Here is a 25,053-nt window from a genome sequence, read left to right as displayed (position 1 = left end):
ACCCTCTTGAGGGGTTAAGGCTCCCAGTAGACGACTGGGTTGATAGGCCAGATGTGGAAGCCCGGTAACGGGTGGAGCTGACTGGTACTAATAGGTCGAGGGCTTGTCCTCAGTTGCTCGCGTCCACTGTGTTGTTCCCGGGTTGCGAACAGTTATCGCACCGGTTGAACAGTTTCACTACTTAATTGAAGAGTGTGCTTGTTCGCTAGAACCCGATAGGGTTTCGGTGGTCATTGCGTTAGGGAAACGCCCGGTTACATTCCGAACCCGGAAGCTAAGCCTTTCAGCGCCGATGGTACTGCAGGGGGGACCCTGTGGGAGAGTAGGACGCCGCCGAACAATCTTTCAAGGACCCCTGGTCCCAGCGTTCACGCTGGGACCAGGGGTCCTTTTGTTTTTGTCGAAGCGCGTCGGAAGGTCGGCTGCGCGAGAATGTCTGTGGTACCCGACGACAGGAGTCACACCCATGTCCACCAACTCTCCCGACGACCGTCCGGAGCGCGAGCCGCGTCGCCGGGACGGCGGTGACAGGGGCGGTTACCGCGGTGGTCGTGACGACCGGTCCGGTTCCGGCGCACCTCGACGTGACAACGACAGCCGTGGCAACGACCGCGGTGGCTTCCGCCGCGACGACCGGGATCGCGACCGTGACCGGGGGCCGCGTCGTGACGACCGTCGTCCCAGTGATGGTGGCTTCCGGCGCGACGACAATCGGGGCGGTGGCTCCGGTGGTGGGTTCCGCCGTGACGACAATCGGGGCGGTGGCTCCGGCGGCGGGTTCCGTCGTGATGACGACCGTGGTGGGTATCGCGGTGGTCAGCAGCGTGATGACCGTGGTGGGCGTCCCGGTGGTGGCTTCGAGCGGCGTGATGACCGGCCGCGCGGTCCCCGTCGTGACGACGACCGGCCCTCCGGCGGCGGCTTCCGCCGTGACGACAACCGCGGTGGCGGTTCCGGTGGCGGTTTCCGCCGCGACGACAACCGCCCTGCCGGTTTCCGCCGTGACGACAACCGCGGTGGCGGTTCCGGTGGCGGTTTCCGCCGCGACGACAACCGCCCTGCCGGTTTCCGCCGTGACGACAACCGCGGTGGCGGTTCCGGTGGCGGTTTCCGCCGCGACGACAACCGCCCTGCCGGCTTCCGGCGTGACGACAATCGAGGCGGTGGCTCCGGCGGCGGCTTCCGGCGCGATGACCGGGACCGGGATCGTGGGTTCCGTCGTGATGACGACCGTGGTGGGTATCGCGGTGGTCAGCAGCGTGATGACCGTGGTGGGCGTCCCGGTGGTGGCTTCGAGCGGCGTGATGACCGGCCGCGCGGTCCCCGTCGTGACGACGATCGGCCCTCCGGCGGCGGCTTCCGCCGTGACGACAACCGCGGTGGGGGTTCCGGTGGTGGCTTCGAGCGGCGTGATGACCGGCCGCGCGGTCCTCGTCGTGACGACGATCGGCCCTCCGGCGGCGGCTTCCGGCGCGACGACCGGGACCGGGATCGTGGGTTCCGTCGTGATGACGACCGTGGTGGGTATCGCGGTGGTCAGCAGCGTGATGACCGTGGTGGGCGTCCCGGTGGTGGCTTCGAGCGGCGTGATGACCGGCCGCGCGGCCCGCGACGTGACGACGACCGGCCCTCCGGCGGCGGCTTCCGGCGCGACGACAACTGCGGTGGCGGTTCCGGTGGCGGTTTCCGCCGCGACGACCGGGACCGGGACCGGGGCGGCTACCGTGGCGGGCAGCGTGACGACCGGGACCGTGGTGGTTTCCGCGGGCGTGACGACCGCGACCGGGACCGTGAGCCGATCAAGCGGCTTCCGATCCCCGACGACGTCACCGGCGACGAGATCGACAAGGACGTACGCCAGGAGCTGATGAGCCTGCCGAAGACCCTTGCCGAGGATGTGGCGCGCAACCTCGTCATGGTGGCCCGGCTCATCGACGAGGACCCCGAGCAGGCGTATGCGTACGCCCGTATCGCTCTCCGGCTCGCCTCGCGGGTCGCGGCGGTGCGTGAGGCGGCCGGGTTCGCGGCGTACGCGACCCAGAAGTATGCCGAGGCGCTCGCGGAGTTCCGGGCGGCCCGGCGGATGACCGGGTCCGTGGAGCTGTGGCCCGTCATGGCGGACTGCGAGCGTGGACTCGGGCGGCCCGAGCGGGCGATGGCCATGGCCGGTGAGCCCGAGGTGCAGAAGCTGGACAAGGCCGGGCAGGTCGAGATGCGGCTGGTGGCCGCCGGCGCCCGCCGGGACATGGGCCAGATCGATGCCGCCATCGTGACCCTCCAGAGCCCCGAGCTGGCGTCCAACTCCGTCCAGCCGTGGACGCCGCGTCTTCGCTACGCGTACGCCGACGCCCTGCTGGAGGCGGGGCGCGAGGACGAGGCGCGGGAGTGGTTCGGCAAGGCGATGGAGGCCGACAAGGACGGCGCGACGGACGCGTCGGACCGGCTGGCCGAGCTGGACGGTGTGGAGTTCGTCGACGCACTCAGCGACGACGAGGCCGACGACGTCGCCGGTCTCGCCGGTCTCGACGGGGAAGCGGCCGAAAGCCGCGACGCCGCGCGGGACGACGACCGTGGGGACGGCGAGGACGGCCCCGTGGACGGTTCCGTCACGGGTCAGTAAGCGAAGAGATCCGTAAGCGGTGGCGAAGGGGGGCGGCACTCCGGCCGGAGTGCCGCCCCCCTTCGCCATGTCCGGCGTCAGCCGACGGTGAGGCTCCGCATGACCAGGCCCGTCGCCGGCTTCGGACCGAACGAGGTCGACTTACGGGGCATGGTGGCGCCCTGCCGGGCCAGGTCCCGGACGACCTCTTCGCGTACCGGGTGCATCAGTACCGCCGTCGCGCCGAGGCGTTCGGCCTGCTCGACGGCTGCCGCCGTATCGTGGATGTAGCCGATGTGCTCGGGGGCGTCGGGGATCCGCCACACCTCGTCGAGCAGCGCGGAGTGCAGGACCGTCGCGTCCAGGGTGCGCCAGGCGTCGGGGCGGTCCGTCCGGACGGTCCTGGCCAGCAGCGCCGGGTCGGGCCGGTCCACGAGGTGGAAGCCGCCGTCGCCCGCGAGGAGGAACGCGTTGCCCTGCGCCGCCGCGTCGGCGAGCGCGTCGAGCGCCCGGGGAAGCGGTCCGTCGACCGGGGTGACGCGGAAGAGGCCGGTCAGCGCTTCGAGGGCGCGGGAAAGCGGCAGACCGCGCAGCAGCCGGTGGATCGCCCGGACCTGGAGGGGGTGGCGGGCCGTGTCCACGAGGAGGACGAGGCCGTAGTCCCACGGGCCGGGGGCGGTCTGTTCCCGCTGGAGCCGGAGGTAGGTGGCCCAGCGGTGGTGGCCGTCCGCGATGAGCGCCTGGTGCCGGGCGAGGTCTGTCTCGATCTCGCTCCGCTCGGCCGGGTCCGTCACGGCCCACAGTCGGTGCCGGAAGCCGTCCTCCGTCGTGGTGGCGAGCAGCGGCTCGCCCAGGACCGTGCGCTCGATCACCGCTGCCGCGCCCGTCGGTGTGCCGTCGTCGGAGCGCTCGTCGCCGCGGTAGGTCAGCAGCAGCGGTTCCAGATGGGCCCCCGTCGTCCGCATCAGCTCCGCGCGGTCCGCCACGACGTCGTCCATGACGTCCTCGTGCGGGAGCACGATGCCCTCGGAGGCGGGGGAGAGCGCCAGAGCGCCGATCAGGCCCCGCTGGAGGATCTCGTCGTTGCGCTGCTCGTAGACGTACAGCACCGGGTCCGGGTCCGCGGCGATGACCCCCTCGGCCAGCCAGCGGTCCAGGGTCGCGGCCGCCTGCCGGTGCCGTTCCCGGGCCGTGTCCGCCTGGGGGAGGATGAGGCGCACGATGTTGTGCGGATCCGCGGACTCCAGGTGATGCAGCCCGTCCGGCCGGACCACCACGTCGTACGGGGGCGAGGTCACGGCGGCAAGGCTGCCGACGCGCTCGGGCACGTAACGCAGTCCGCGGAACGGGATCAGCCGCAGCCCCTCGGCGTCGGGACCTGAAGTGTTCATCAGGGCATCGTATGTGTGCCGTGGGCATACGCGATGATCGGGTCAGAAGCGTGGAAGAGGAGCGAGCCATATGAGCCACCAGCAGGACAGGTCCCGGCCGTCGGGGAGCAGTACGGCGCTGAGTGAGGCGTACGACACGGCCCTCCTCGATCTGGACGGAGTCGTGTACGCGGGCGGGGAGGCCATCGCGTACGCCGTGGACTCGCTGGCCGCCGCACGGGCCGGGGGCATGCACCTCGCGTACGTCACCAACAACGCGCTGCGGACTCCGGACGCGGTGGCGGAGCACCTCACGGAGCTGGGAGTGCCGGCCGAGGCCTCCGACGTGATCACTTCCGCCCAGGCCGTCGCCCGGCTGGTGGCAGATCAGCTGCCGCCGGGGGCCCGGGTGCTGGCGATCGGCGGGGAGGGGCTGCGGGTCGCGCTGCGAGAGCGCGGGCTGGTGCCGGTGGAGTCGGCGGACGACGACCCGGCCGCGGTGGCCCAGGGGTACGGCGGGCCGGACCTGGCGTGGGGGCGGTTCGCGGAGGCGAGTTACGCGATCCGGCGCGGGCTGCCGTGGTTCGCGTCCAACACCGACCTGACCATTCCGAGCGCCCGGGGCATCGCGCCCGGCAACGGGGCCGCGGTCGAGGTCGTACGGATCGCCACCGGGGCCGAACCGCAGTTGGCCGGGAAGCCGTTGCCGCCGATGCACCGCGAGACCGTGCTGAGGACCGGGGCGAAGCGGCCGCTCGTCGTCGGGGACCGGCTGGACACGGACATCGAGGGCGCGTTCAACGGGGACGTGGACTCGCTGCTGGTCCTGACCGGGGTGACCGACGCCGCCCAGCTGCTCGCCGCCCCGCCGCAGCACCGGCCGACCTATGTGGACCGGGACCTGCGGGGGCTGCTGACCGGGCAGCCCGAGGTGACGGGGGACGGGGAGGCGTACCGGTGCGAGGGGTGGAGGGCTTCCGTACACGGGGACGCGCTGGTCCTGGAGGGCGAGGGCGACCCGCTCGACGGACTGCGGGCGCTCTGCGCGGCAGCCTGGACTTCTGCCGGTGCGGGCGGGTGCGAGCTGGAGACGGGGAAGGCTGTCGCCGCACTCGGGCTCTGAACGGCGCCCCGGCCGCTGCCCGCTGTCCCGCGCGTGATTTTCCTTGCCCGGCGGGGTGTTGCGGGGGCGGGGCGGCGGTCCGGGGCCAGTGGCGTGAAGAGGGAGATAGGTTAACCTAACTTGGTGCTGCTCGGTGGTCTGCTTGTGCCCGGCGCCGCGCACTTCACCTCACCTCACCAAACTCCGGGAGTACCACCATGCAGCGCCTCACCGCAGAATCGGTGACCCTCGGCTACGACCAGCGAGTCATCGCCGAGAGCCTCTCGGTGGAGATTCCCGACAACTCCTTCACCGTGATCGTCGGGCCCAACGCCTGCGGCAAGTCGACCCTCCTGCGCGCGCTCGCCCGGATGCTGAAGCCGAGCCAGGGGCAGGTGCTGCTGGACGGGCAGGCCATCCACCAGCTGCCCGCCAAGAAGGTCGCCCGCACGCTGGGGTTGCTGCCGCAGTCCTCCATAGCCCCCGACGGGATCACCGTCGCCGACCTCGTGGCCCGCGGCCGCTACCCCCACCAGGGGCTGCTGCGGCAGTGGTCGCCGGAGGACGAGCGGGTGGTCCAGGAATCCATGGAGTCGACCGGGGTCGCCGAGCTGGCCGAGCGGTACGTCGACGAGCTGTCCGGCGGTCAGCGCCAGCGGGTCTGGATCGCCATGGCGCTGGCCCAGCAGACCCCGCTGCTGCTGCTCGACGAGCCGACGACGTATCTCGACATCCAGCACCAGATCGACGTACTGGATCTGTGTGCGGAGCTCCACGAGACGCAGGGGCGCACGCTGGTCGCGGTGCTGCACGACCTGAACCACGCCGCGCGGTACGCCACGCATCTCATCGCCATGCGGGACGGCGCGATCGTCGCGGAGGGGGCGCCCTCGGACGTGGTCGACGCCGAGCTGGTGGAGCGGGTGTTCGGGATGCGGTGCCAGGTGATCGACGACCCGGAGACGGGGACGCCGCTCGTCGTGCCTGCGGCCCGGAAGAGTCGGAAAGTGGCCGTCTGAGGCGTGCGAAGCAGCCGTCCGAGGCGCGCGGGGACGCCTGGTCGGCGGTTTGTCCTCCATCGCCGGACGGGCTTGATTTCGCCGTCGGCCGACCTTGGACGTGCGGCCGGGCGCGCTTGTCGCTACAGCAGCGATCTCAGTTTCAGCAGGTCCCTGAAGCCCGCCTCCAGGCGTACGCGGCCCGACGCCCACGCCTTCGCGAAGTTCAGGTCGCCGTCCACCAGGGCCACCAGGTCGTCGCTCGTCATCGCGAGCCTGATCCCGGCCTTCTCCCGGGGCGGCCCCTCGACCGTGTCCTGCACCTGGATACGCCCATCGGCCAGCAGGCCGGTGAACGTGATGTCGAGGTCCTTGATGTGACAGCTCAGCGAGCGGTCGAGGCCGGCGGTGCTGCGCACGTCGCCCTCGGCGGCTGCGAGGTTGTCGGAAAGTCTTCTCAGTGCACTGCGGCACTCCGCCATGGTCGCCATCGTGCTCGACGGTACACCGGCCCGTCGATGTAGCGTTTCGGCATGAGCGACAGGATGCCGGAGACGGGAACGCCGCCCGTGAGCACGCCCGGGGAGCCGGACGCGTCGGCGACCGGGGAGCCCGCCGGGCCCGCGCCCCTCGGGGTCGTACGCACCCCCACCGGCCGGGCGGAGGTCGACGGAGCGCTGGAGCGTCTGGCCGATGCGGACCACCTCCCGGCGGACGGGCACATCGAGGTGTACGAGGATGTACACCGTGGGCTCAAGTCCGCGCTGACCTCGCTGGACGCCCGTCCGGCCGCACCCGGGCCGCCCGGGCCCGTACCGACACCCGCGTACGACACGCACGACAACAGGAGCTGAACCGAACGTGGCAGGAGTGGCACGTCGCCGCCTCGACGCCGAGCTGGTACGCCGCAAGCTCGCCCGCTCGCGCGAGCACGCGAGTCAGCTGATCGCCGCGGGGCGGGTCACCGTCGGCCGCACCACCGCGACCAAACCAGCCACGCAGGTCGAGACGGCCGCCGCGATCGTCGTCACCAAGGACGACGACGACCCCGACTACGTCTCGCGCGGCGGGCACAAGCTGGCCGGGGCGCTCGCCGCCTTCGTCCCGCTGGGGCTGGCCGTCGAAGGGCGCCGGGCGCTGGACGCCGGGGCGTCGACCGGCGGGTTCACCGACGTACTGCTGCGGGCCGGGGCCCGGCAGGTCGTCGCCGTGGACGTCGGGTACGGGCAGCTGGCCTGGTCGCTCCGGTCCGATGAACGGGTCGTCGTCAAGGACCGTACCAACGTGCGGGAGTTGACGTTGGAGGACATCGACGGGGAAGCGGTCGACCTGGTGGTGGGGGATCTGTCCTTCATTCCGCTGGGCCTCGTGCTGCCCGCCCTCGCCCGGTGCGCGGCGCCCGACGCCGATCTGGTTCTCATGGTCAAGCCGCAGTTCGAGGTGGGCAAGGAGCGGCTCGGCAGCGGCGGGGTGGTGCGGAGTGAGGAGCTGCGTGCCGAGGCGGTACGTGAAGTGGCGCGCCGGGCCTGGGGGCTGGGCCTCGGGGTGCGGGGGGTGACGGCCAGTCCGCTGCCCGGCCCGTCGGGGAACGTCGAGTACTTTCTGTGGCTGCGGGCCGGTGCACCTGAGCTGGATCCCGCGGATGTCGACCGTGCAGTGGTGGAGGGGCCTCGTTGACGACGAATGCGGCACGAACAGTCTTTCTTTTGGCGCACACCGGCCGTCCGGCCGCGATCCGCAGCGCGGAGCTCGTCGTACAGGGGCTGCTGCGCAACGGGCTCGGCGTGCGCGTCCTGGCGACCGAGGCGGCCGATCTGCCGCTCCCGGACACCGTGGAGACGGTCACGGACACCAGCCCCGCCGCCGTGGACGGCTGCGAGCTGCTGATCGTCCTCGGCGGTGACGGCACCCTGCTGCGCGGCGCGGAGTTCTCCCGCGCCTCCGGGGTGCCGATGCTCGGCGTCAACCTCGGCCGTGTCGGCTTCCTCGCGGAGGCGGAGCGCGACGACCTCGACAAGGTGGTCTCCCGGGTCGTCACCCGCGACTACGAGGTCGAGGAGCGCATGACGATCGACGTCCTGGTGCACAGCAACGGCGATGTCGTGCACACCGACTGGGCGCTCAACGAGGCGGCCGTGCAGAAGGTGTCGCCCGAGCGGATGCTCGAAGTCGTCCTGGAGATCGACGGGCGGCCGGTGACCGGGTTCGGCTGCGACGGGATCGTCTGTGCGACCCCGACCGGCTCGACCGCGTACGCCTTCTCGGCGGGCGGGCCCGTGGTCTGGCCCGAGGTCGAGGCCCTGCTGATGGTCCCGATCAGCGCCCACGCCCTGTTCGCCAAGCCGCTGGTGACCTCCCCGTCCTCCGTGCTCGCCGTCGAGGTCCAGCCGCACACCCCGCACGGGGTGCTGTGGTGCGACGGGCGGCGGACCGTGGAGCTGCCCGCCGGGGCGCGGGTCGAGGTCCGGCGCGGGGCGGTGCCCGTACGGCTGGCGCGGCTGCACCAGGCCTCGTTCACGGACCGGCTGGTGGCGAAGTTCGCGCTGCCCGTGTCGGGGTGGCGAGGCGCGCCCCACTGACGGTTCCCGCGATGCCCTGCGGCCCCCGGGAACGCTCGGGAACGCTCGGGAGAGTGAATCCGGGAGCGGGGGCCGTCGCGCGCGCGGCCCGGGACCTCGTAAGGTCATGTCCGTGTTGGAGGAGATGCGGATACGGTCGCTCGGAGTCATCGACGACGCGGTGGTGGAGCTGTCACCCGGTTTCACCGCGGTGACGGGTGAGACCGGCGCGGGCAAGACCATGGTCGTCACGAGCCTCGGGCTGCTGCTCGGCGGGCGCGCCGACCCCGCCCTCGTACGGGTCGGGGCCAAGGCCGCGGTCGTCGAGGGCCGGATCACGGTGTCCGAGGGCGACGCGGCGGCGCTGCGGGCCGAGGAGGCCGGGGCGGAGCTCGACGACGGTGCGCTGCTGATCAGCCGTACCGTTTCGGCGGAGGGCCGCTCACGGGCCCACCTCGGCGGCAGATCCGTGCCGGTCGGGGTCCTCACGGAGCTGGCGGACGAGCTGGTCGCCGTGCACGGGCAGACCGACCAGCAGGGCCTGCTCAAGCCCGCTCGGCAGCGGCAGGCGCTGGACCGGTACGCCGGGGACGGCGTGGAGGTCCCGCACGCCAAGTACGCGGCGGCCTACCGGCGGCTGCGGGCCGTGGCCGCTGAGCTGGAGGAGCTGACCACCCGGGCGCGGGAGCGGGCCCAGGAGGCGGACCTGCTGCGGTTCGGGCTGAACGAGGTCGCCGCCGTCGAGCCGTTGCCGGGCGAGGACGTCGAGCTGGCCGCCGAGGCGGAACGGCTCGGGCACGCCGAGGCCCTCGCCTCCGCCGCCTCCCTCGCGCACACCGCGCTGGCGGGCAACCCCGAGGACCCCGAGAGCATCGACGCGACGACCGTCGTGGCCGCCGCCGGGCAGGCCCTGGACGGGGTCCGGGCCCATGACCCGGCATTGGCCGCGCTGGCCGACCGGATCGGGGAGATCTCGATCCTGATCGCCGACGTGTCCGGCGAGCTGGCGGGGTACGCCGACCAGCTGGAGGCCGATCCGCTGCGGCTGGCCGCCGTGGAGGAGCGCCGGGCCGCGCTGACCGCCCTGACCCGCAAGTACGGCGAGGACATCGCGGCCGTACTCGCCTGGGCGCAGGAGGGTGCTGGCCGGCTCACCGAGCTGGAGGGCGACGACGAGCGGATCGGCGAGCTGACGGCCGAGCGGGACGCGCTGCGGGCTGAACTCTCTGTGCTGGGGCAGGCGTTGACGGATGCGCGGACGGAGGCGGCGGCCCGGTTCGCGGAGGCGGTGACCGGGGAACTGGCCTCGCTCGCCATGCCGCACGCCCGGGTCTCCTTCGCCATCCGGCAGACCGAGTCGGCGGACGAGGAGTCCGGCATCGACATCGGCGGGCGCAGCGTCCAGTACGGCCCTTCTGGCGCCGACGAGGTGGAGCTGCTGCTCGCCCCGCACCCCGGGGCCCAGCCCCGGCCGATCGCCAAAGGCGCTTCGGGCGGTGAGCTGTCCCGGGTGATGCTCGCGGTGGAGGTCGTCTTCGCGGGCTCCGACCCGGTGCCCACGTACCTCTTCGACGAGGTCGACGCGGGCGTCGGCGGCAAGGCGGCGGTCGAGGTCGGACGGCGCCTCGCCAAGCTCGCCCGGTCCGCGCAGGTGGTCGTCGTGACGCACCTGCCGCAGGTCGCGGCCTTCGCCGACCGGCAGCTGCTCGTGGAGAAGACCGTGGACGGCTCGGTGACCCGCAGCGGTGTCACCGTCCTGGAGGGCGAGGACCGGGTCCGGGAGCTGTCCCGGATGCTGGCGGGCCAGGAGGACTCGGAGACGGCCCGCGCCCATGCGGAGGAGCTGCTCGCCACGGCGCGCAAGCACGGGTAGGGCTGACGCTCGGCGGGGTCGGACGGGGGGCTTCCCCGCCCGGCCCCGCAGGCGTATCCACGCATCCCTCTTGGGTGAGTACGTGGTGAGGGCCGCCGTCGCAGGTTGCGTCGGTGCGGGATTTGCCGCTTCGGCGGCCGCAAGGTGCAGGCGGCGCTGAGCCGCCGCACGGATGCCCCCCCCGGCGGCGGACCGACCGCGCCGGACGGACCGTCACCCTGTACGCCGGACCGGCGGCCGCGCTCGGCGTCGCCGCCGGGATCGCCGCCCGTGTCCGGCCCGGGCACATGCGGCCGGGGCGTTCGCCGTGCCGGCCGTCGGCGTGGTGGCGCCGTGACGGACGGCGACCGGCGGCAACAGTGCGACGCGATGTTCACCCGTGAGAGTGGTGCCGTGTGGCCGGTTGTCGCTGCGGGTGCGGCAGCAACGTTCCGCCGGTCCCGGAACGCGCGTACGGACTGGCATCCTTGGCGCTGTACTTACCGCCGACTCGGTGACCCCGGGGAGCCAATCAACGTGTCACAGCTGCGTACGGTCCAAGTTCTGGGCGGCGGCAGCGCGGGCAGCAGCGCGCACGTCAGTTCGCTGGCCGCCGGACTGGTGGCGCGCGGGGTTCAGGTGACCGTCTGCGCCCCGTCCGCGGTGGACCGGGCCTACGACTTCACGGCGGCCGGAGCCCGCTTCCTTCCGGTGCCCCGGCGCAGCGACCCGGCCGCCGTCGCCGCGCTGCGGGCCGCGTGCACCGGCGCCGACGTCGTCCACGCGCACGGGCTGCACGCGGCCTCCCGTACCGCCCTCGCGCTGAGCGGGCGGGGCGTTCCCCTGGTCATGACCTGGCACACCCGGCGGTACGCGGAGGGCGCCAGCCGGCAGATCCTGCACCTGCTGGAACGGCGTGCCGCACGGGCCGCGGCCGTGGTCCTCGCCCCCTCGTCGGACCTGGTGGACCGGGCCCGGGCGCGGGGCGCGCGTGATGCCCGGCTCGCCCCGGTCACCGCCCCGCTCCCGCGCCTGGCCGGGGGCCTCGACGAGAGCAAGGTGCGGGCCGAACTGGGGGCGGTCGACCGGCCGTTGCTGATGGCCGTCGGCAGCCTCGTCCCGCACCACGGCTTCGACACCCTGCTGGACGCCGCCCGCATCTGGCGCCGCCTCGACCCCGTACCGCTGCTCGTCATCGCGGGGGAGGGGCGCGAGCGTGCGGCGCTGCAACAGCGGATCGGGGAAGAGGAGTTGCCCGTCTGCCTCGTCGGCTGCCGGGACGACGTGGGGGAGCTGCTCGCCGCCGCCGATCTCGCCCTGCTGCCCAGCCGGTGGGAAGGCCGCTCCCTGCTGGCGCAGGAAGCGCTGCGGACGGGCGTGCCGCTGGTGGCCACCGCCGTCGGCGGCGTGCCCGAACTGGTCGGCGAGGCAGCGGAGCTGGTCCCGTACGGCAACGCCGAGGCGCTCGCCCGCACGGTCGTCCGGCTGCTCGGGGACCCCGGGGCGCTCGCCCGGCTCGCCGAGGCCGGGCGGGTCCAGGCGGCGGGCTGGCCCACCGAGGACGACACGATCGCCCATGTCCTGAGCGTGTACGACGAGTTGGCGCAGCCCCTGGCCCCGGGGCGCGGTCGCTGAGGAGGCCTTACGTTGTGTGGCGGCGGGCCCGCAGCGCCAGGCTGAGCGCCAGCACCGTCTGCGGGTCGTCCAGGTCCGTGCCCAGCAGCTCGCCGATCCGGGCGAGGCGGTTGTAGAGGGTCTGGCGGTTGAGGTGCAGCTCGCGGGCGGTCTCCGCCTTGCGGCCCGCGTGCGCCAGATACGCCTGGAGCGTCGGGAGCAGCGGCGGGCGCGAGGTGCGGTCGTGCTCGCGCAGCGGACCGATCGCCCGGTTGACGAACGCCGCCAGGTCCGGATGGTCCCGCAGCCGCCACAGCAGCAGGTCGATGTCGAGCCGCCGCGCGTCGTACCAGGGCCGGTCGTCCAGGCCCTGCGCGGCCGTCGCCGTCTCCGAGGCGTGCCGCAGCCCCGCGCCCGCAGCGGCCCAGCCGCCCGCGACGCCGACCACGACCACCGGCGGATGCGAACCGGTGCGGTCCAGCCCCGCCCGCACCACGCCCGCCCGCAGGGCCGCCGCGACCCGGTCCGCGACCGCTGTGCGTTCCCCCTCCGAGCGCAGCCCCAGCAGCAGCGGCACCCGTCCCTCGACCGGCCGCACCCCCAGCAGCACCGGAACGCCGACCGACGCCAGCTCCTCCAGGACCGCCCGGGCCAGCAGCGCCCAGTTGCCGGACGGGGACAGCTCGGGGGCCAGCCGCATCACGACCGGGAGCAGCGGGGTGTCCCCGGGCCGGAAGCCGAGCACCCGGGCCTGGGCGGGGGCGTCCTCCGGGGCGATCCGGCCCTCCGCGAGGTCGGTGAGGAAGTCGCCACGGCCCCGGGCGGCCAGCTCCTCCTCCTGCCTGGCCTGCATCAGGACCACCGCGAGGAGGCCCGCCGCGCGCTCGGCCGCCATCCGGTGCACGGTCGCCAGCGGCCCGGACACCGCGAGGAGCACGAGCCGGGCCCGTACCGCACCGGTCTCCGGACCGCCGCCCGGCACATCCACCAGGACCGCACCCGACGGCGGGCTCTCCCGGGCCGCCCGGTCGCCGCGCATGCCCTCCCAGACCTGGAGCGGGTCCGCGCCCACCGGGCCCGTGCCGGTGGAGGCCGCGTACAGGAGCTGGCCGTCGGGCGTCTCCAGGAAGACCGGGTTGGCGGTGAAGTCGGCGAGGATTCCGAGGACCTGCGGCACCCCGCCCCCGTCGAGCAGCGCCCGCGTCGCGTGCCGGTGCACCTCCTCCGCCTGCTGGAGCAGTGCGTAGTGGCCGTTGACGATCTCGGTGTGCACCTCCTCGGTCACCGCGACGAACGGGACCTCGCGGTGCAGCTGGACCAGCGGTAGCCCGGCCGTGCGGGCGGCGTCCACGATGGCGGCGGGCAGCCTGCCGAAGCGCGGGCCGAGCTCCACGACCAGGGCGGCGATGCCCCGGTCGGCGAGGCGGCGGACGAACGCGCGCTGTTCGGCGGGGCGGGTGCCGAGGCCCAGGCCGGTGGTCAGGAGCAGCTCGCCGCCCTTGAGGAGCGAGGCGATGTTCGGGACCTCGCCCGCGTGCACCCAGCGCACCGTACGGTTCAGTCGGTCGGCGCCCGCCACCACCTCCGGGAGCCCGGCGCGCAGCCCCGGCAGCTCCAGCGCCCGCTGCACGGTGATTCCGCTGTGGCTCTCCACGTACCCGGCCCGCTTCCCCTTGTTTCCGCTGTCTCCGCACCCGATGCCCCGGGGGGGTCGTCCTGTTCAGGACGCTACCGCCCGGGGTACGGGGTGCGCATGGCAGGGGAGGCGGAATCGCCGTGCTCGGGCGACGCCCCGCCGATCGCGATGCCGCCGACCTGCCGGGGCCGGCGCACGGTGCTCTTCGGGAGCTCGATGCGGGACGGGAAGAGACGCAGCAGCGCCGGCGGACGGGACGGTGGGGTGGGTGACCGGGGAGCCGAGCCGCCCCCGCGCCTCGTGCCGGACCGCCGTCGGCGGCGGGGGTCAGCCCTGCCGGCGGAGGTCCAGCATCTGGAAGACCTTGTCGTAACGGTGGTCGCCGACGGCGACGAAGCCGGGCAGACGGCCGTATTCACGGAAGCCCAGCGACCGGTAGAGGCCCAGCGCACGGGTGTTGTCGCCGCGGGCGTCCAGCGTGAGGATCTCGATGCCCGCATCGCGCGCGTCGGCGATCAGGGCGGCGGTCAGGGCCCGGCCGACGCCGCGTCCGTGCGCGGCGGCGTCCACCGCGACCTTCTCCAGATCGGCGTGGGGGCGGTGGGTCGGCCGGGAGTAGCGGCGCCAGTACCCCAGCCCGACCGGACGACGGCCGAGGTAGGCGGCCCGCAGCGCCGCGTCCCCGGCCCGCGCCTCGGAGACGACCTGGCCCAGAAGGTCCGCCACCTCGTCCCGCGACGGCGGCTCGACCCACCCCAGCGCGGCGCCCGCGCCGACCAGGTCCGCCAGGATGCGCCGGGCCGACTCCGCGAACGAGGCCTCCAGCCCCGGGTCGGAGGCCAGCTGCCGGGCGTCGAGGATGATGAGCCCGGGCTCCGTGCTCTTACCGCTGGTCGTGGCCGCGTTCATGATCGGCAGCCTAAGGGCTGTCCCGTACCCCTGGCGGACTCGGTCCACCGGGATGACGGGACAGCCCTCGGCCGGCCCGGACCGCGCGGGAGCTCAGCCGACGTACGCGCCGCTCGCCGTCAGCCGCAGTGCCGTGTCGATCAACGGGACATGGCTGAACGCCTGCGGGAAGTTCCCCACCTGGCGCTGGAGATGGGGGTCCCACTCCTCGGCCAGCAGGCCCAGGTCGTTGCGGAGCGACAGCAGCTTCTCGAACAGCTGACGCGCCTCGTCGACCCGGCCGATCATCGCGAGGTCGTCGGCCATCCAGAACGAGCAGGCCAGGAACGCGCCCTCGTCGCCCTCCAGACCGTCGACGCCCGCGTCCTCGCCCTCCGTGGGGTAGCGCAGGATGAAGCCGTCCTCCGTGGACAGCTCCCGCTGGATCGCCTCGATCGTGCCGATGACCCGCTTGTCGTCCGGCGGCAGAAAGCCCATCTGCGGGATGAGCAGCAAGGAGGCGTCCAGCTCCTTGGATCCGTAGGACTGGGTGAAGGTGTTGCGCTCCTTGTCGTAGCCGCGCTCGCAGACATCCCGGTGGATGTCGTCGCGCAGCTCGTACCACCGCTCCAGCGGGCCTTCGACGTCCCCGGACTCGATGAGCTTGATCGTCCGGTCGACCGCGACCCAGGCCATCACCTTGGAGTGCACGAAGTGGCGGCGCGGGCCGCGCACCTCCCAGATGCCCTCGTCGGGCTCCTCCCAGTGCTTCTCCAGGTACTCGATCAGCTTGAGCTGGAGGCCCATGGCGTAGTCGTTGCGGGTCAGGCCCGTCATGTGCGCCAGGTGCAGCGCCTCGGTGACCTCGCCGTACACATCCAGCTGGAGCTGGTTCGCCGCGCCGTTGCCGACCCGGACCGGGCCGGAGTTCTCGTAGCCGGGCAGCCAGTCCAGCTCCGCTTCACCGAGCTCGCGCTCGCCCGCGATGCCGTACATGATCTGGAGGTTCTCCGGGTCGCCCGCCACCGCCCGCAGCAGCCACTCGCGCCAGGCGCGGGCCTCTTCCCGGTAGCCGGTGCGCAGCAAGGAGGAGAGGGTGATCGCGGCGTCCCGCAGCCAGGTGTAGCGGTAGTCCCAGTTCCGTACGCCCCCGATCTCCTCGGGCAGCGAGGTGGTCGGCGCGGCGACGATGCCGCCGGTCGGGGCGTACGTGAGGGCCTTGAGAGTGATCAGGGAGCGGACGACCGCCTCCCGATAGGGCCCGTGGTACGTGCACTGGTCGACCCATTCGCGCCAGAACAGCTCGGTCGCCTCCAGGGACCCCTCGGGGTCGGGGAGGGCCGGCGGCTCGTGGTGCGAGGGCTGCCAGCTGATCGTGAACGCCACCCGGTCGCCGGGCGCCACCGTGAAGTCGGAGTACGTGGTCAGATTCCGGCCATAGGTGTCCGCCTCGGTGTCCAGCCAGACGGAGTCCGGTCCGGCGACGGCGACCGTGCGATTGTCGACCTTGTGCACCCACGGTGTCACCCGGCCGTAGCTGAACCGCATGCGCAGCTCGGAGCGCATCGGCACCCGGCCGCTCACGCCCTCCACGATCCGGATGAGCTGTGGCGCGCCGTCACGCGGGGGCATGAAATCGGTCACCCGTACGGTGCCGCGCGGTGTGTCCCACTCCGATTCCAGGATGAGGGAGTCACCGCGATATCGCCGTCGGTCGGCGGAGGGTGGCTCGGCTCCCTCCGCTCTCGCGGGGCCCAGGCGCCAGAAGCCGTGCTCCTCGGTGCCCAGCAGTCCTGCGAAGACGGCGTGCGAGTCGAAGCGGGGAAGGCACAGCCAGTCGGCCGTGCCGTCCCGGCAGACCAGCGCTGCGGTCTGCATGTCTCCGATGAGTGCGTAATCCTCGATGCGCCCGGCCACGTGCGTCTCCAGTCGAACGGCCATGTCGCCCCGTCAAAGGGCGCTTACTGCGGGTCAAGGGGGTCGTAGGGTCTTTCACCCGGGAAGATCCGACGAGTCCTGTACCGGTGGGCGGCCTGGGTGGTGCCGCCGCCCGGCCGTCTCGGCAGCGAGTGTTTGAGCAGGATACGACGCACCGCGAAGATCCGCGCGACGGTCCCCGCAACATCTCTGAGCTGATCGGGTGGGACGTGAAACGACTGGGGTGATGGTGTGAGGCCCCTGTGCAGGGTGTGGCCGGAAGCAGCCTCCCCTCGTCGCTGTTACCCTGGTAGCCCGTGGACCGGTGGTCGTTCGCGAGAGCGGACGAGGCCCCCGAACCGCAGCGACGGCACCCCCGGAATCCCCGGTTCGGCGGCCGGTACGCACCTCAGAATCGCGACCACGGGAGCCCCCTTTGGCTATGCAGCCCACATCCACGACGACCAAGCACATCTTCGTCACCGGGGGTGTCGCCTCCTCCCTCGGCAAGGGTCTGACTGCCTCCAGCCTGGGTGCCCTGCTCAAGGCACGGGGCCTGCGGGTCACCATGCAGAAGCTCGACCCCTACCTCAACGTCGACCCCGGCACGATGAACCCCTTCCAGCACGGTGAGGTGTTCGTCACCAACGACGGCGCCGAGACCGACCTGGACATCGGCCACTACGAGCGCTTCCTCGACGTGGACCTCGACGGCTCCGCCAACGTGACGACCGGCCAGGTCTACTCGCAGGTCATCGCCAAGGAGCGGCGCGGCGAGTACCTGGGCGACACCGTCCAGGTCATCCCGCACATCACCAACGAGATCAAGCACCGCATCCGGCGCATGGCCACCGACGACGTCGACGTCGTCATCACCGAAGTCGGCGGCACGGTCGGCGACATCGAGTCGCTGCCGTTCCTGGAGACCGTCCGCCAGGTCCGCCACGAGGTCGGCCGGGACAACGTCTTCGTCGTGCACATCTCGCTGCTGCCCTACATCGGCCCCTCCGGCGAGCTGAAGACCAAGCCCACCCAGCACTCGGTGGCCGCCCTGCGCAACATCGGCATCCAGCCCGACGCCATCGTGCTGCGCGCCGACCGCGAGGTCCCCACCTCCATCAAGCGCAAGATCTCGCTGATGTGCGACGTCGACGAGGCCGCCGTGGTCGCCGCGATCGACGCCAAGTCGATCTACGACATCCCCAAGGTGCTGCACACCGAGGGCCTGGACGCCTACGTCGTACGCAAGCTCGACCTGCCCTTCCGCGACGTCGACTGGACCACCTGGGACGACCTCCTGGACCGCGTCCACAACCCCGACCACGAGGTCACCGTCGCGCTCGTCGGCAAGTACATCGACCTGCCCGACGCCTACCTCTCGGTGACCGAGGCCATCCGCGCCGGCGGCTTCGCCAACAAGGCCCGGGTCAAGGTCAAGTGGGTCACCTCCGACGACTGCCGCACCGCCGCCGGCGCCGCCGAGCACCTCGGCGACGTCGACGCGATCTGCATCCCCGGCGGCTTCGGTGAGCGCGGTGTCGACGGCAAGGTCGGCGCCATCCGCTACGCCCGCGAGAGCAAGGTCCCCCTCCTCGGCCTCTGCCTCGGCCTCCAGTGCATCGTGATCGAGGCGGCGCGCAACCTCGCCGAGATCCCCGACGCCAACTCCACCGAGTTCGACGCGGCCACCTCCCACCCGGTCATCTCGACCATGGAGGAGCAGCTCGCCTACGTCGAGGGCGCGGGCGACCTCGGCGGCACCATGCGGCTCGGCCTCTACCCGGCCAAGCTCGCCGAGGGCTCCCTCGTGCGCGAGGCCTACGACAACGAGCCGTACGTGGAGGAGCGCCACCGCCACCGCTACGAGGTCAACAACGGCTACCGCGCCGAGCTGGAGAAGAAGGCCGGACTGGTCTTCTCCGGCACCTCCCCGGACAACAAGCTCGTCGAGTACGTCGAGTACCCGCGCGAGGTGCACCCCTACCTGGTCGCCACTCAGGCGCACCCGGAGCTCCGCTCCCGCCCGACCCGCCCCCACCCGCTCTTCGCGGGCCTGGTGAAGGCGGCCGTCGCGCGCAAGGTCGGCGCAGGCGAGTAGCCGGGAGGCACTACGGTTGACCGGGGTACGGGTCCTTCACGGACGCGTGCCCCGGTTTCTCGTTTTTGTACGTGGGAGGACGCACATGGGTATCCAGGACACGCCCGAGGAGTGGCAGGTCAACGCGACCGTGACCCCCTTCACCGGCAACAAGACCAGCGTCCGCACCGACCAGGTGGTGATGCCCGACGGCTCCGTCCACGGCCGCGACTACCAGGTCCACCCCGGCTCCGTCGCGGTCCTCGCCCTCGACGACGAGGACCGGGTCATCGTCCTGAGGCAGTACCGCCACCCGGTACGTCAGCGGCTCTGGGAGATCCCTGCCGGGCTGCTCGACGTCCCCGGCGAGAACCCCCTGCACGCCGCCCAGCGCGAGCTGTACGAGGAGGCGCACGTCAAGGCCGAGGACTGGCGGGTGCTGACCGACGTCTACACCACGCCCGGCGGCTGCGACGAGGCCGTACGGATCTTCCTCGCCCGCGAGCTCTCCGAGGCGGAGGGCGAGCGGTACGCGGTCTCCGAGGAGGAGGCCGACATGGAGCACGCCCGGGTACCGCTGCCCGAGCTGGTCCGCTCGGTGATCGCGGGGGACCTGCACAACAACTGTCTGGTCGTCGGGGCGCTCGCGCTCACCGCCGTCCTCGCGGGCGACGGGATCGACTCGCTGCGCCCCGCCGAGGCGCCCTGGCCGGCCCGGCCCTTCGAGGCCTGACAGTCCGTTCGTTCCCTTTCCCCACCCCCCGGTCGGACGATCGTAAGAAATGCCGATCCGAAGAGATGCTGATCCGATCGGGGGATGTTCCCCCGCCCTCCGCCCCGCTCCGCAGTGATCCTCGCCACCGCTGAACTACGCTCGAAAGGCCCCGACCGGAGATCCGGCGGGCACTGCGTGCAGCGAAGTGGGAGCGTGGCTCGTGACCGATCAGGCGGTGGACACCAGCGGCCTGGCAAAGGCCCCGGCGACCGAGGAGCCGTCCGGTGCCGCTCCGCCCCGATTCTTCGGCCGCGAACGTGAGTTGAAGGCCCTGCGCGAGGACATCGAGCGGGCCGGACTGGACACCCTCGCGGGCCGCAAGACCCCCCGCGCCCGGGTCCTGCTCATCGCGGGACGCCCCGGCTCCGGCCGCAGCGCACTCGCCGAGGAGCTCGCCGGAGCCCTCACCGGCACCGACACCGCCGGTCCCGCCGCCTCCGCGACGGGCGCGCTGCCGTGGGCCGTTGCCGGTACGGGTTCGGGCGACTACCCCGACGGGGTGATCAGGGTGGGTCTCACCGACCCGGGCGGCGAGGGCGTCCCCACCGAGCGCACCGCCGGGGAGATCCTCGGCCTCCTCGGGGTGGCCGTCCCGCCCGGCGCAGATCAGGACGAGCTGTCCGAGATGGTCCGCGAGGCCCTCGCCGTACGCCGGCTCGTCCTGCTGCTGGACGACGCGGCCGACGCCGAACAGGTCGACCCGCTGCTCCCGGAGAACCCGGACTGCCTGGTCGTCGCCACCGCGACAGGACCCCTGACCGGCATCCCCGACGTGCGGCCCTGCACCCTCGGCGGACTGGAGGCGGGCGCGGCCGTACACCTGCTGGCGCGCGCCATCGGACAGGTCCGCATCACCGTCGACCCCCGCACCGCCCAGACCCTGGCGGAGGAGTGCGGGGGGCAGCCCGCGGCGCTCACCCTGGTGGGTGGGCTGCTCGCCGCCCACCCGATGGCTTCGGTGGCCGACGTCGCCAAGCAGCTGCACGAGCTGCCCGACTCCGGCGAGCAGCAGCCCACCGCCGCCCGCCCGCTGGCCCGCGCCCTCCGGCTCGTCCACGACTCCCTGCCGGGGGCCGCCGCCCGGATACTGCGTCTGCTGGCCCTCGCGCCCGCCGGGCTCGCCGACGCCCACACGGCCTCCGCGCTGGCGGGCTGCTCGGTCTCGGCCGCCCGCTCGACGCTGGACGACTTCGTGCGGCTGGGCCTGTTGCGGACGGACGGCGCCGCCCACCCCCAGTACGCGGTGCCCGGCTGCCTCGCCCCGATGCTGCGGGCCCTCCTGGAGGACCGGGACCGGCCCGCCGAGATCCAGCTCGCCCGCGCCCGGATGCTGGAGCGGACCGTGCGCCGCCTCCAGTCCTGCCGGGCGGTCACCGAACCGGAGGGCTCCACCGCCCGCCGCAAGCTCGCCGGGCTGCCCCGCTCGCTGCGCTTCCCGAACGCGGAGGAGGCGGGCGCCTGGCTGCGCAAGCGGCAGCCCGCCCTGCTGGCCTCCGCCCGGCTCGCGGTCGCGGACGGGGAGCTCGACACCCTGGCCCGGCGGCTGGTGGCCGCCCTGGTGCGGGCCCTGGCCGTGCACCGGGGGACGGAGGCTGCCGCCCCCGAGCTGTACGGGCTGCACGGCCTGGTCCTGGACGTGGCGCAGCGCCGCGAACTGCCCCGGGAGCAGGCGGCCGCCCTGCTGAACCTCGCCGATCTGGACGCCCGCACCGGCCGCACCCGCGAGGCGCTGACCCGCTACCGGGCCGCGCTGGACGCCGGAAGGGCCGCTAAGGACCTGTACGCCACCGGCCGCGCGATGGAATCCGTAGGCGGCGCGTACGAGGAGCTGGGGGACTACCACCGGGCCGCCGACTGGTACGGCCGGGCGCTCTCCCAGCGCCTCACCCAGGGTGAGCGGGCGGACGAGGCGCGCCTCTACGGGCGGCTCGGCGCCGTGCACACGTACGCCGGGCGCTACGGCGAGGCGCTGCGGAACTGGCGGGCGGCCGCGGCGGGCCACCGCAGGCTCGGCGACCCGGCGGCCCAGGCGCGGGCGCTCAGCGAGGCGGGCCGGGTCCAGGAGTACGCGGGCCGGCCGCACGACTCGCTCCAGACCTGCCGGGAGGCCGTCGAGCTGGCCCGGCGCGCCGGTGACGTGCGGCTTCAGGCGGCGCTCCAGCTGCGTCTTGCCGACACGCTGGACCGGCTGGGGGATCCGGCGGCGGCCCGGCTGCACCGGGGCGCGGCCGACAGATTGCTGGGCGAGGAAGGCTCTACCTGCGAAATCCGTAGTGCTTCGACAGAAAGTTAATGCTTTGTAAGGCTAGACAGCGCGAAGTCCTTCATTAGACTGGCTCTGCCGCGTTCCTTCGTGGCGTCTCCATTTATGCTGTATATGTCCGGGTCTGCACTGATGTGCCCGGATGACCCCCCGAGCCAAGGACCGTGATCGACGTGAAGGTCGGCATCCCCCGCGAAGTCAAGAACAACGAGTTCCGGGTGGCGATCACCCCCGCCGGAGTGCATGAGCTCGTCCGCCACGGCCACCAGGTCGTCATCGAGCAGAACGCCGGCGTCGGCTCGTCCATCCCGGACGAGGAGTACGTCGCCGCCGGTGCGCAGATCCTGCCCACCGCCGACGAGGTCTGGGCCGCCGCCGACCTGCTGCTCAAGGTCAAGGAGCCGGTCGCCGAGGAGTACCACCGCCTCCGCAAGGACCAGACGCTCTTCACCTACCTGCACCTCGCCGCCTCCCGCGAGTGCACCGACGCGCTGCTGGCCTCCGGCACCACCGCCATCGCCTACGAGACGGTCGAGACCGCGAACCGCGCCCTGCCGCTGCTCGCCCCGATGTCCGAGGTCGCGGGCCGCCTGGCCCCGCAGGTCGGCGCGTACCACCTGATGCGCTCGGTCGGCGGCCGCGGTGTGCTCCCCGGTGGCGTCCCCGGCACCCACGCCGGCGAGGCCGTCGTCATCGGCGGCGGTGTCTCCGGCTGGAACGCCACGCAGATCGCCGTGGGCCTCGGCTTCCACGTCACGCTGCTCGACCGCGACATCAACAAGCTCCGCGAGGCCGACAAGATCTTCGGCACCAAGGTGAAGACCGTCGTCTCCAACGCCTTCGAGCTGGAGAAGGCCGTCGTCGAGGCCGACCTCGTCATCGGCGCCGTGCTGATCCCCGGAGCCAAGGCCCCGAAGCTGGTCACCAACGAGCTCGTCGCCAAGATGAAGCCCGGAAGTGTTCTTGTCGACATTGCGATCGACCAGGGCGGCTGCTTCGAGGACTCGCACCCGACCACTCACGCCGAGCCGACCTTCCAGGTCCACAACTCGGTCTTCTACTGCGTCGCCAACATGCCCGGCGCGGTGCCCAACACCTCCACCTACGCGCTCACCAACGCCACGCTGCCCTACATCGTGGAGCTGGCGAACCGCGGCTGGGTCGAAGCTCTGCGCCGGGACGCCGCACTCGCCAAGGGCCTCAACACCCATGAGGGCCAGGTGGTTTACCGCGAGGTGGCCGAGGCGCACGACCTCCCGCACGTCGAGCTGAGCACCCTTCTCGGCTGACGGGTCAACCTCTTCCGTCAACATCGCACGTCCGGCCGGACCTTGCCGAGCAAGGTCCGGCCGGACGTGCGTCGGGCCCGCCGAGGCCCTTGCGCAACTCGCCTCGAACGTAACCCTTTACCCGTTTCGTGCAGCGGCGAAATGTGTGGCTTGGACGCTGTGCACCCTTGACAGCGAGACGTTCGATTGCCGACACATCGGGCCGGGTCCGGCGGATTGTGTTGCTGCGGACCGGTGACACGCCATAGAGTCGCCAATCGTCGGCATGGTGCCACGCTGACCTATCGATAAGTTTCCTGGTCACGTCCAAGGAGGTAAGACGACTTGTGAATGAGTCGACAATTACTCCCGGGGGTGGTCAACCAGGGATGCCTGCACGGGGTCTGAGCCCGATCGGGCTCGAAGCTGTCGGCTCCGTCGCTGTCCGCACCTTCGCCACCCAACAGCACATGACGACAGCCCCCCAGATGATGGACGGCCCACACGTGAACGCCACGGCCGGCAACGAGAGCAGCCGGGACACCGACAGCTTCGCCGACTTCGCCGAGGTGCCCGAGGGGCACTTCTACGACCCCGACGCCGAGTACGAGCCCGACCCGGAGTACGCGGCCACCCTCGCGCCCGACGCCGCGCGTCAGCGCCGCGAGCGCATCGGCCCGACCGGACGGCCCCTGCCGTACTTCCCGATCCCGGGTCCCCTGACCGACCACGGCCCCGCGAAGATCATCGCGATGTGCAACCAGAAGGGCGGCGTCGGCAAGACCACGTCGACCATCAACCTGGGTGCCGCCCTCGCGGAGTACGGACGCCGGGTCCTGCTCGTCGACTTCGACCCGCAGGGCGCCCTCTCGGTCGGCCTCGGGGTCAACCCGATGGAGCTCGACCTCACCGTCTACAACCTGCTCATGGAGCGGGGCATGGCGGCCGACGAGGTCCTGCTCAAGACCGCGGTCCCCAACATGGACCTGCTGCCCAGCAACATCGACCTCTCCGCGGCCGAGGTGCAGCTCGTCAGCGAGGTGGCCCGAGAGTCCACGCTCCAGCGCGCCCTGAAGCCGCTGATGGCCGACTACGACTACATCGTGATCGACTGTCAGCCCTCGCTCGGCCTGCTCACCGTGAACGCCCTGACGGCCGCTCACAAGGTCATAGTGCCGCTGGAGTGCGAGTTCTTCGCGCTGCGCGGGGTGGCGCTGCTCACCGAGACCATCGAGAAGGTCCAGGAGCGGCTCAACCCGGAGCTGGAGCTCGACGGCATCCTCGCCACCATGTACGACTCCCGTACGGTGCACAGCCGCGAGGTCCTGGCGCGCGTCGTCGAGGCCTTCGACGACCACGTCTACCACACGGTCATCGGGCGCACGGTCCGCTTCCCGGAGACCACGGTCGCCGGTGAGCCCATCACCACCTACGCCTCCAACTCGGTCGGCGCCGCCGCCTATCGCCAGCTCGCCAGGGAGGTGCTCGCCCGGTGTCACGCCGAGTGAGTCTGCCCGGGGCCGACGAACTGTTCCGTACCACCGGAGGCGGGATGGGCCTCCAGCCCTCCTCCCCGGCGGACCGGCGGCGCAAGGCGAACGGCGAGCCGCGCGTCCCGGCGCCCGCCGGAGAGAGCGACCCCTCCGGCCGGGCTTCGTCCGCCGACCGTGAGGAGCACACCGCGGCCGACGCCGACGGCGACGCCACGCGCGGCCGGGGCGAGGGCGAACGTTCCTCCTCCGCCAAGGCCGCCTCCGGCGAGCGCCCCGCGGCTTCCGCGGCCCCCGCGGAGCAGCCCCCGGCGGTCCAGCCGCAGCGCAGGCGCGGCGGCGGACGCGGGGCGAACCGCCGCCCCAGCGGCCGGGAGCGGCACGACGAGAAGATCACGGTCTACGTCTCCGCCGAGGAGCTGATGGACCTCGAACACGCCCGGCTCGTCCTGCGCGGCGAACACGGCCTCGCCGTCGACCGCGGCCGCATCGTCCGCGAGGCGGTGGCGGTGGTCCTGGCAGACCTGGAGTCCCGGGGCGACGCGAGCATCCTCGTACGGCGGCTGCGCGGCCGCTGACCGGCGCGGCGCGGGTAGCCTGCCGGTTGGGGCCCGCCGACCGGTGGGGCCCGTCCCCGCCCGCCCCA

Annotated in this window: 19 protein-coding genes, 2 rRNA genes and 1 pseudogene; 17 read left to right on the top strand and 5 right to left on the bottom strand. The window is 72.5% G+C overall.

What is annotated here, in order from left to right; genetic code table 11:
- From ACZ5WC_RS15915 to ACZ5WC_RS15900, 4 genes and pseudogenes are all read left to right on the top strand, one after another.
- A 23S ribosomal RNA gene (locus tag ACZ5WC_RS15915) occupies window positions 1-111 on the top strand; the annotation flags it as partial.
- A 111-nt stretch (window positions 112-222) separates the two neighbouring features.
- Window positions 223-339: ribosomal RNA gene (gene rrf, locus ACZ5WC_RS15910) — 5S ribosomal RNA — on the top strand.
- 127 nt (window positions 340-466) lie between these two features.
- A pseudogene (locus ACZ5WC_RS15905) lies at window positions 467-1,174 on the top strand (tetratricopeptide repeat protein); the annotation flags it as partial.
- 693 nt (window positions 1,175-1,867) lie between these two features.
- Window positions 1,868-2,620 (top strand): tetratricopeptide repeat protein, encoded by a 753-nt coding sequence (locus tag ACZ5WC_RS15900; RefSeq protein ID WP_468541348.1) that lies wholly within the window; start codon window positions 1,868-1,870, stop codon window positions 2,618-2,620.
- 77 nt (window positions 2,621-2,697) lie between these two features.
- Here ACZ5WC_RS15900 and ACZ5WC_RS15895 read toward each other — a convergent pair whose 3' ends face one another.
- Complete coding sequence (locus tag ACZ5WC_RS15895; RefSeq protein ID WP_468541330.1) at window positions 2,698-3,990, bottom strand: DUF1015 domain-containing protein; 1,293 nt, start codon at window positions 3,988-3,990, stop codon at window positions 2,698-2,700.
- A gap of 70 nt (window positions 3,991-4,060) precedes the next feature.
- On the opposite strand from ACZ5WC_RS15895, the gene ACZ5WC_RS15890 reads away from it, so the two are divergent.
- Complete coding sequence (locus ACZ5WC_RS15890) at window positions 4,061-5,092, top strand: HAD hydrolase-like protein (RefSeq protein ID WP_468541329.1); 1,032 nt, start codon at window positions 4,061-4,063, stop codon at window positions 5,090-5,092.
- A 197-nt stretch (window positions 5,093-5,289) separates the two neighbouring features.
- Window positions 5,290-6,090, top strand: a complete 801-nt coding sequence (locus ACZ5WC_RS15885; protein WP_468541328.1) for an ABC transporter ATP-binding protein — start codon at window positions 5,290-5,292, stop codon at window positions 6,088-6,090.
- A gap of 122 nt (window positions 6,091-6,212) precedes the next feature.
- Here ACZ5WC_RS15885 and ACZ5WC_RS15880 read toward each other — a convergent pair whose 3' ends face one another.
- Window positions 6,213-6,560 carry an SCP2 sterol-binding domain-containing protein gene (locus ACZ5WC_RS15880; RefSeq protein WP_468541327.1) on the bottom strand — a complete coding sequence of 116 codons (348 nt, stop codon included), beginning with the start codon at window positions 6,558-6,560 and terminating at the stop codon, window positions 6,213-6,215.
- Between the two features lie 42 nt (window positions 6,561-6,602).
- Between ACZ5WC_RS15880 and ACZ5WC_RS15875 the strand changes: the two genes are divergently transcribed.
- The 5 genes from ACZ5WC_RS15875 to ACZ5WC_RS15855 all read left to right on the top strand — a co-directional run bounded on the left by ACZ5WC_RS15875 (window position 6,603) and on the right by ACZ5WC_RS15855 (window position 12,114).
- Complete coding sequence (locus tag ACZ5WC_RS15875) at window positions 6,603-6,923, top strand: hypothetical protein (RefSeq protein WP_468541326.1); 321 nt, start codon at window positions 6,603-6,605, stop codon at window positions 6,921-6,923.
- A gap of 7 nt (window positions 6,924-6,930) precedes the next feature.
- Window positions 6,931-7,746 carry a TlyA family RNA methyltransferase gene (locus ACZ5WC_RS15870; protein WP_096632201.1) on the top strand — a complete coding sequence of 272 codons (816 nt, stop codon included), beginning with the start codon at window positions 6,931-6,933 and terminating at the stop codon, window positions 7,744-7,746.
- Window positions 7,743-8,648 carry an NAD kinase gene (locus ACZ5WC_RS15865; protein WP_096632203.1) on the top strand — a complete coding sequence of 302 codons (906 nt, stop codon included), beginning with the start codon at window positions 7,743-7,745 and terminating at the stop codon, window positions 8,646-8,648. The genes ACZ5WC_RS15870 and ACZ5WC_RS15865 overlap by 4 nt, the downstream gene beginning before the upstream one ends.
- 106 nt (window positions 8,649-8,754) lie before the next feature.
- On the top strand, window positions 8,755-10,500 hold the full coding sequence (gene recN, locus ACZ5WC_RS15860) for a DNA repair protein RecN (protein WP_468541325.1): 1,746 nt from the start codon (window positions 8,755-8,757) through the stop codon (window positions 10,498-10,500).
- A 516-nt stretch (window positions 10,501-11,016) separates the two neighbouring features.
- A complete protein-coding gene (locus ACZ5WC_RS15855) occupies window positions 11,017-12,114 on the top strand; it encodes a glycosyltransferase family 4 protein (RefSeq protein ID WP_468541324.1) in 1,098 nt (365 codons plus the stop codon).
- 7 nt (window positions 12,115-12,121) lie between these two features.
- On the opposite strand, the gene ACZ5WC_RS15850 is transcribed toward ACZ5WC_RS15855, so the two are convergent.
- The 3 genes from ACZ5WC_RS15850 to ACZ5WC_RS15840 all read right to left on the bottom strand — a co-directional run bounded on the left by ACZ5WC_RS15850 (window position 12,122) and on the right by ACZ5WC_RS15840 (window position 16,534).
- On the bottom strand, window positions 12,122-13,747 hold the full coding sequence (locus ACZ5WC_RS15850; RefSeq protein WP_468541323.1) for a PucR family transcriptional regulator: 1,626 nt from the start codon (window positions 13,745-13,747) through the stop codon (window positions 12,122-12,124).
- Window positions 13,748-14,056: 309 nt separating this feature from the next.
- Window positions 14,057-14,638: a GNAT family N-acetyltransferase gene (locus ACZ5WC_RS15845; RefSeq protein WP_468541322.1), complete on the bottom strand. Its 582-nt coding sequence runs from the start codon at window positions 14,636-14,638 to the stop codon at window positions 14,057-14,059.
- 93 nt (window positions 14,639-14,731) lie between these two features.
- Complete coding sequence (locus tag ACZ5WC_RS15840; RefSeq protein ID WP_468541347.1) at window positions 14,732-16,534, bottom strand: glycoside hydrolase family 15 protein; 1,803 nt, start codon at window positions 16,532-16,534, stop codon at window positions 14,732-14,734.
- A 442-nt stretch (window positions 16,535-16,976) separates the two neighbouring features.
- Between ACZ5WC_RS15840 and ACZ5WC_RS15835 the strand changes: the two genes are divergently transcribed.
- The 6 genes from ACZ5WC_RS15835 (at window position 16,977) to ACZ5WC_RS15810 (ending at window position 24,985) form a co-directional block, all read left to right on the top strand.
- Entirely contained in the window at window positions 16,977-18,632 is a 1,656-nt protein-coding gene (locus tag ACZ5WC_RS15835) for a CTP synthase (RefSeq protein WP_096632210.1), read from the top strand.
- An 85-nt stretch (window positions 18,633-18,717) separates the two neighbouring features.
- Window positions 18,718-19,344 (top strand): NUDIX domain-containing protein, encoded by a 627-nt coding sequence (locus ACZ5WC_RS15830; protein ID WP_468541321.1) that lies wholly within the window; start codon window positions 18,718-18,720, stop codon window positions 19,342-19,344.
- Window positions 19,345-19,546: 202 nt separating this feature from the next.
- A complete protein-coding gene (locus ACZ5WC_RS15825; RefSeq protein ID WP_468541320.1) occupies window positions 19,547-21,679 on the top strand; it encodes a tetratricopeptide repeat protein in 2,133 nt (710 codons plus the stop codon).
- A gap of 143 nt (window positions 21,680-21,822) precedes the next feature.
- Window positions 21,823-22,938 (top strand): alanine dehydrogenase, encoded by a 1,116-nt coding sequence (gene ald, locus ACZ5WC_RS15820; protein ID WP_468541346.1) that lies wholly within the window; start codon window positions 21,823-21,825, stop codon window positions 22,936-22,938.
- A gap of 368 nt (window positions 22,939-23,306) precedes the next feature.
- Window positions 23,307-24,425, top strand: a complete 1,119-nt coding sequence (locus ACZ5WC_RS15815) for a ParA family protein (protein WP_096632213.1) — start codon at window positions 23,307-23,309, stop codon at window positions 24,423-24,425.
- The gene (locus ACZ5WC_RS15810) at window positions 24,422-24,985 is read left to right on the top strand and encodes a hypothetical protein (RefSeq protein ID WP_468541345.1); all 564 of its coding nucleotides are present in this window, start codon (window positions 24,422-24,424) and stop codon (window positions 24,983-24,985) included. The genes ACZ5WC_RS15815 and ACZ5WC_RS15810 overlap by 4 nt, the downstream gene beginning before the upstream one ends.
- Window positions 24,986-25,053 lie beyond the last annotated feature (68 nt).

Source organism: Streptomyces sp. NPDC033165, from assembly GCF_055577965.1.
Note: the sequence above shows the minus strand (reverse complement) of the source record. Positions and strands in the feature narration are given on the sequence as shown.

Bases quoted from the DNA above. Each gene is read 5' to 3' on its own strand.
- ACZ5WC_RS15845 (WP_468541322.1), bottom strand. From the start codon at position 14,638: ATGAACGCGGCCACGACCAGCGGTAAGAGCACGGAGCCCGGGCTCATC.
- recN (WP_468541325.1), top strand. From the start codon at position 8,755: ATGTCCGTGTTGGAGGAGATGCGGATACGGTCGCTCGGAGTCATCGAC.
- ACZ5WC_RS15880 (WP_468541327.1), bottom strand. From the start codon at position 6,560: ATGGCGACCATGGCGGAGTGCCGCAGTGCACTGAGAAGACTTTCCGAC.
- ACZ5WC_RS15815 (WP_096632213.1), top strand. From the start codon at position 23,307: ATGCCTGCACGGGGTCTGAGCCCGATCGGGCTCGAAGCTGTCGGCTCC.
- ACZ5WC_RS15900 (WP_468541348.1), top strand. From the start codon at position 1,868: ATGAGCCTGCCGAAGACCCTTGCCGAGGATGTGGCGCGCAACCTCGTC.
- ACZ5WC_RS15830 (WP_468541321.1), top strand. From the start codon at position 18,718: ATGGGTATCCAGGACACGCCCGAGGAGTGGCAGGTCAACGCGACCGTG.
- ACZ5WC_RS15885 (WP_468541328.1), top strand. From the start codon at position 5,290: ATGCAGCGCCTCACCGCAGAATCGGTGACCCTCGGCTACGACCAGCGA.
- ACZ5WC_RS15890 (WP_468541329.1), top strand. From the start codon at position 4,061: ATGAGCCACCAGCAGGACAGGTCCCGGCCGTCGGGGAGCAGTACGGCG.
- ACZ5WC_RS15875 (WP_468541326.1), top strand. From the start codon at position 6,603: ATGAGCGACAGGATGCCGGAGACGGGAACGCCGCCCGTGAGCACGCCC.
- ACZ5WC_RS15895 (WP_468541330.1), bottom strand. From the start codon at position 3,990: ATGAACACTTCAGGTCCCGACGCCGAGGGGCTGCGGCTGATCCCGTTC.
- ACZ5WC_RS15835 (WP_096632210.1), top strand. From the start codon at position 16,977: ATGCAGCCCACATCCACGACGACCAAGCACATCTTCGTCACCGGGGGT.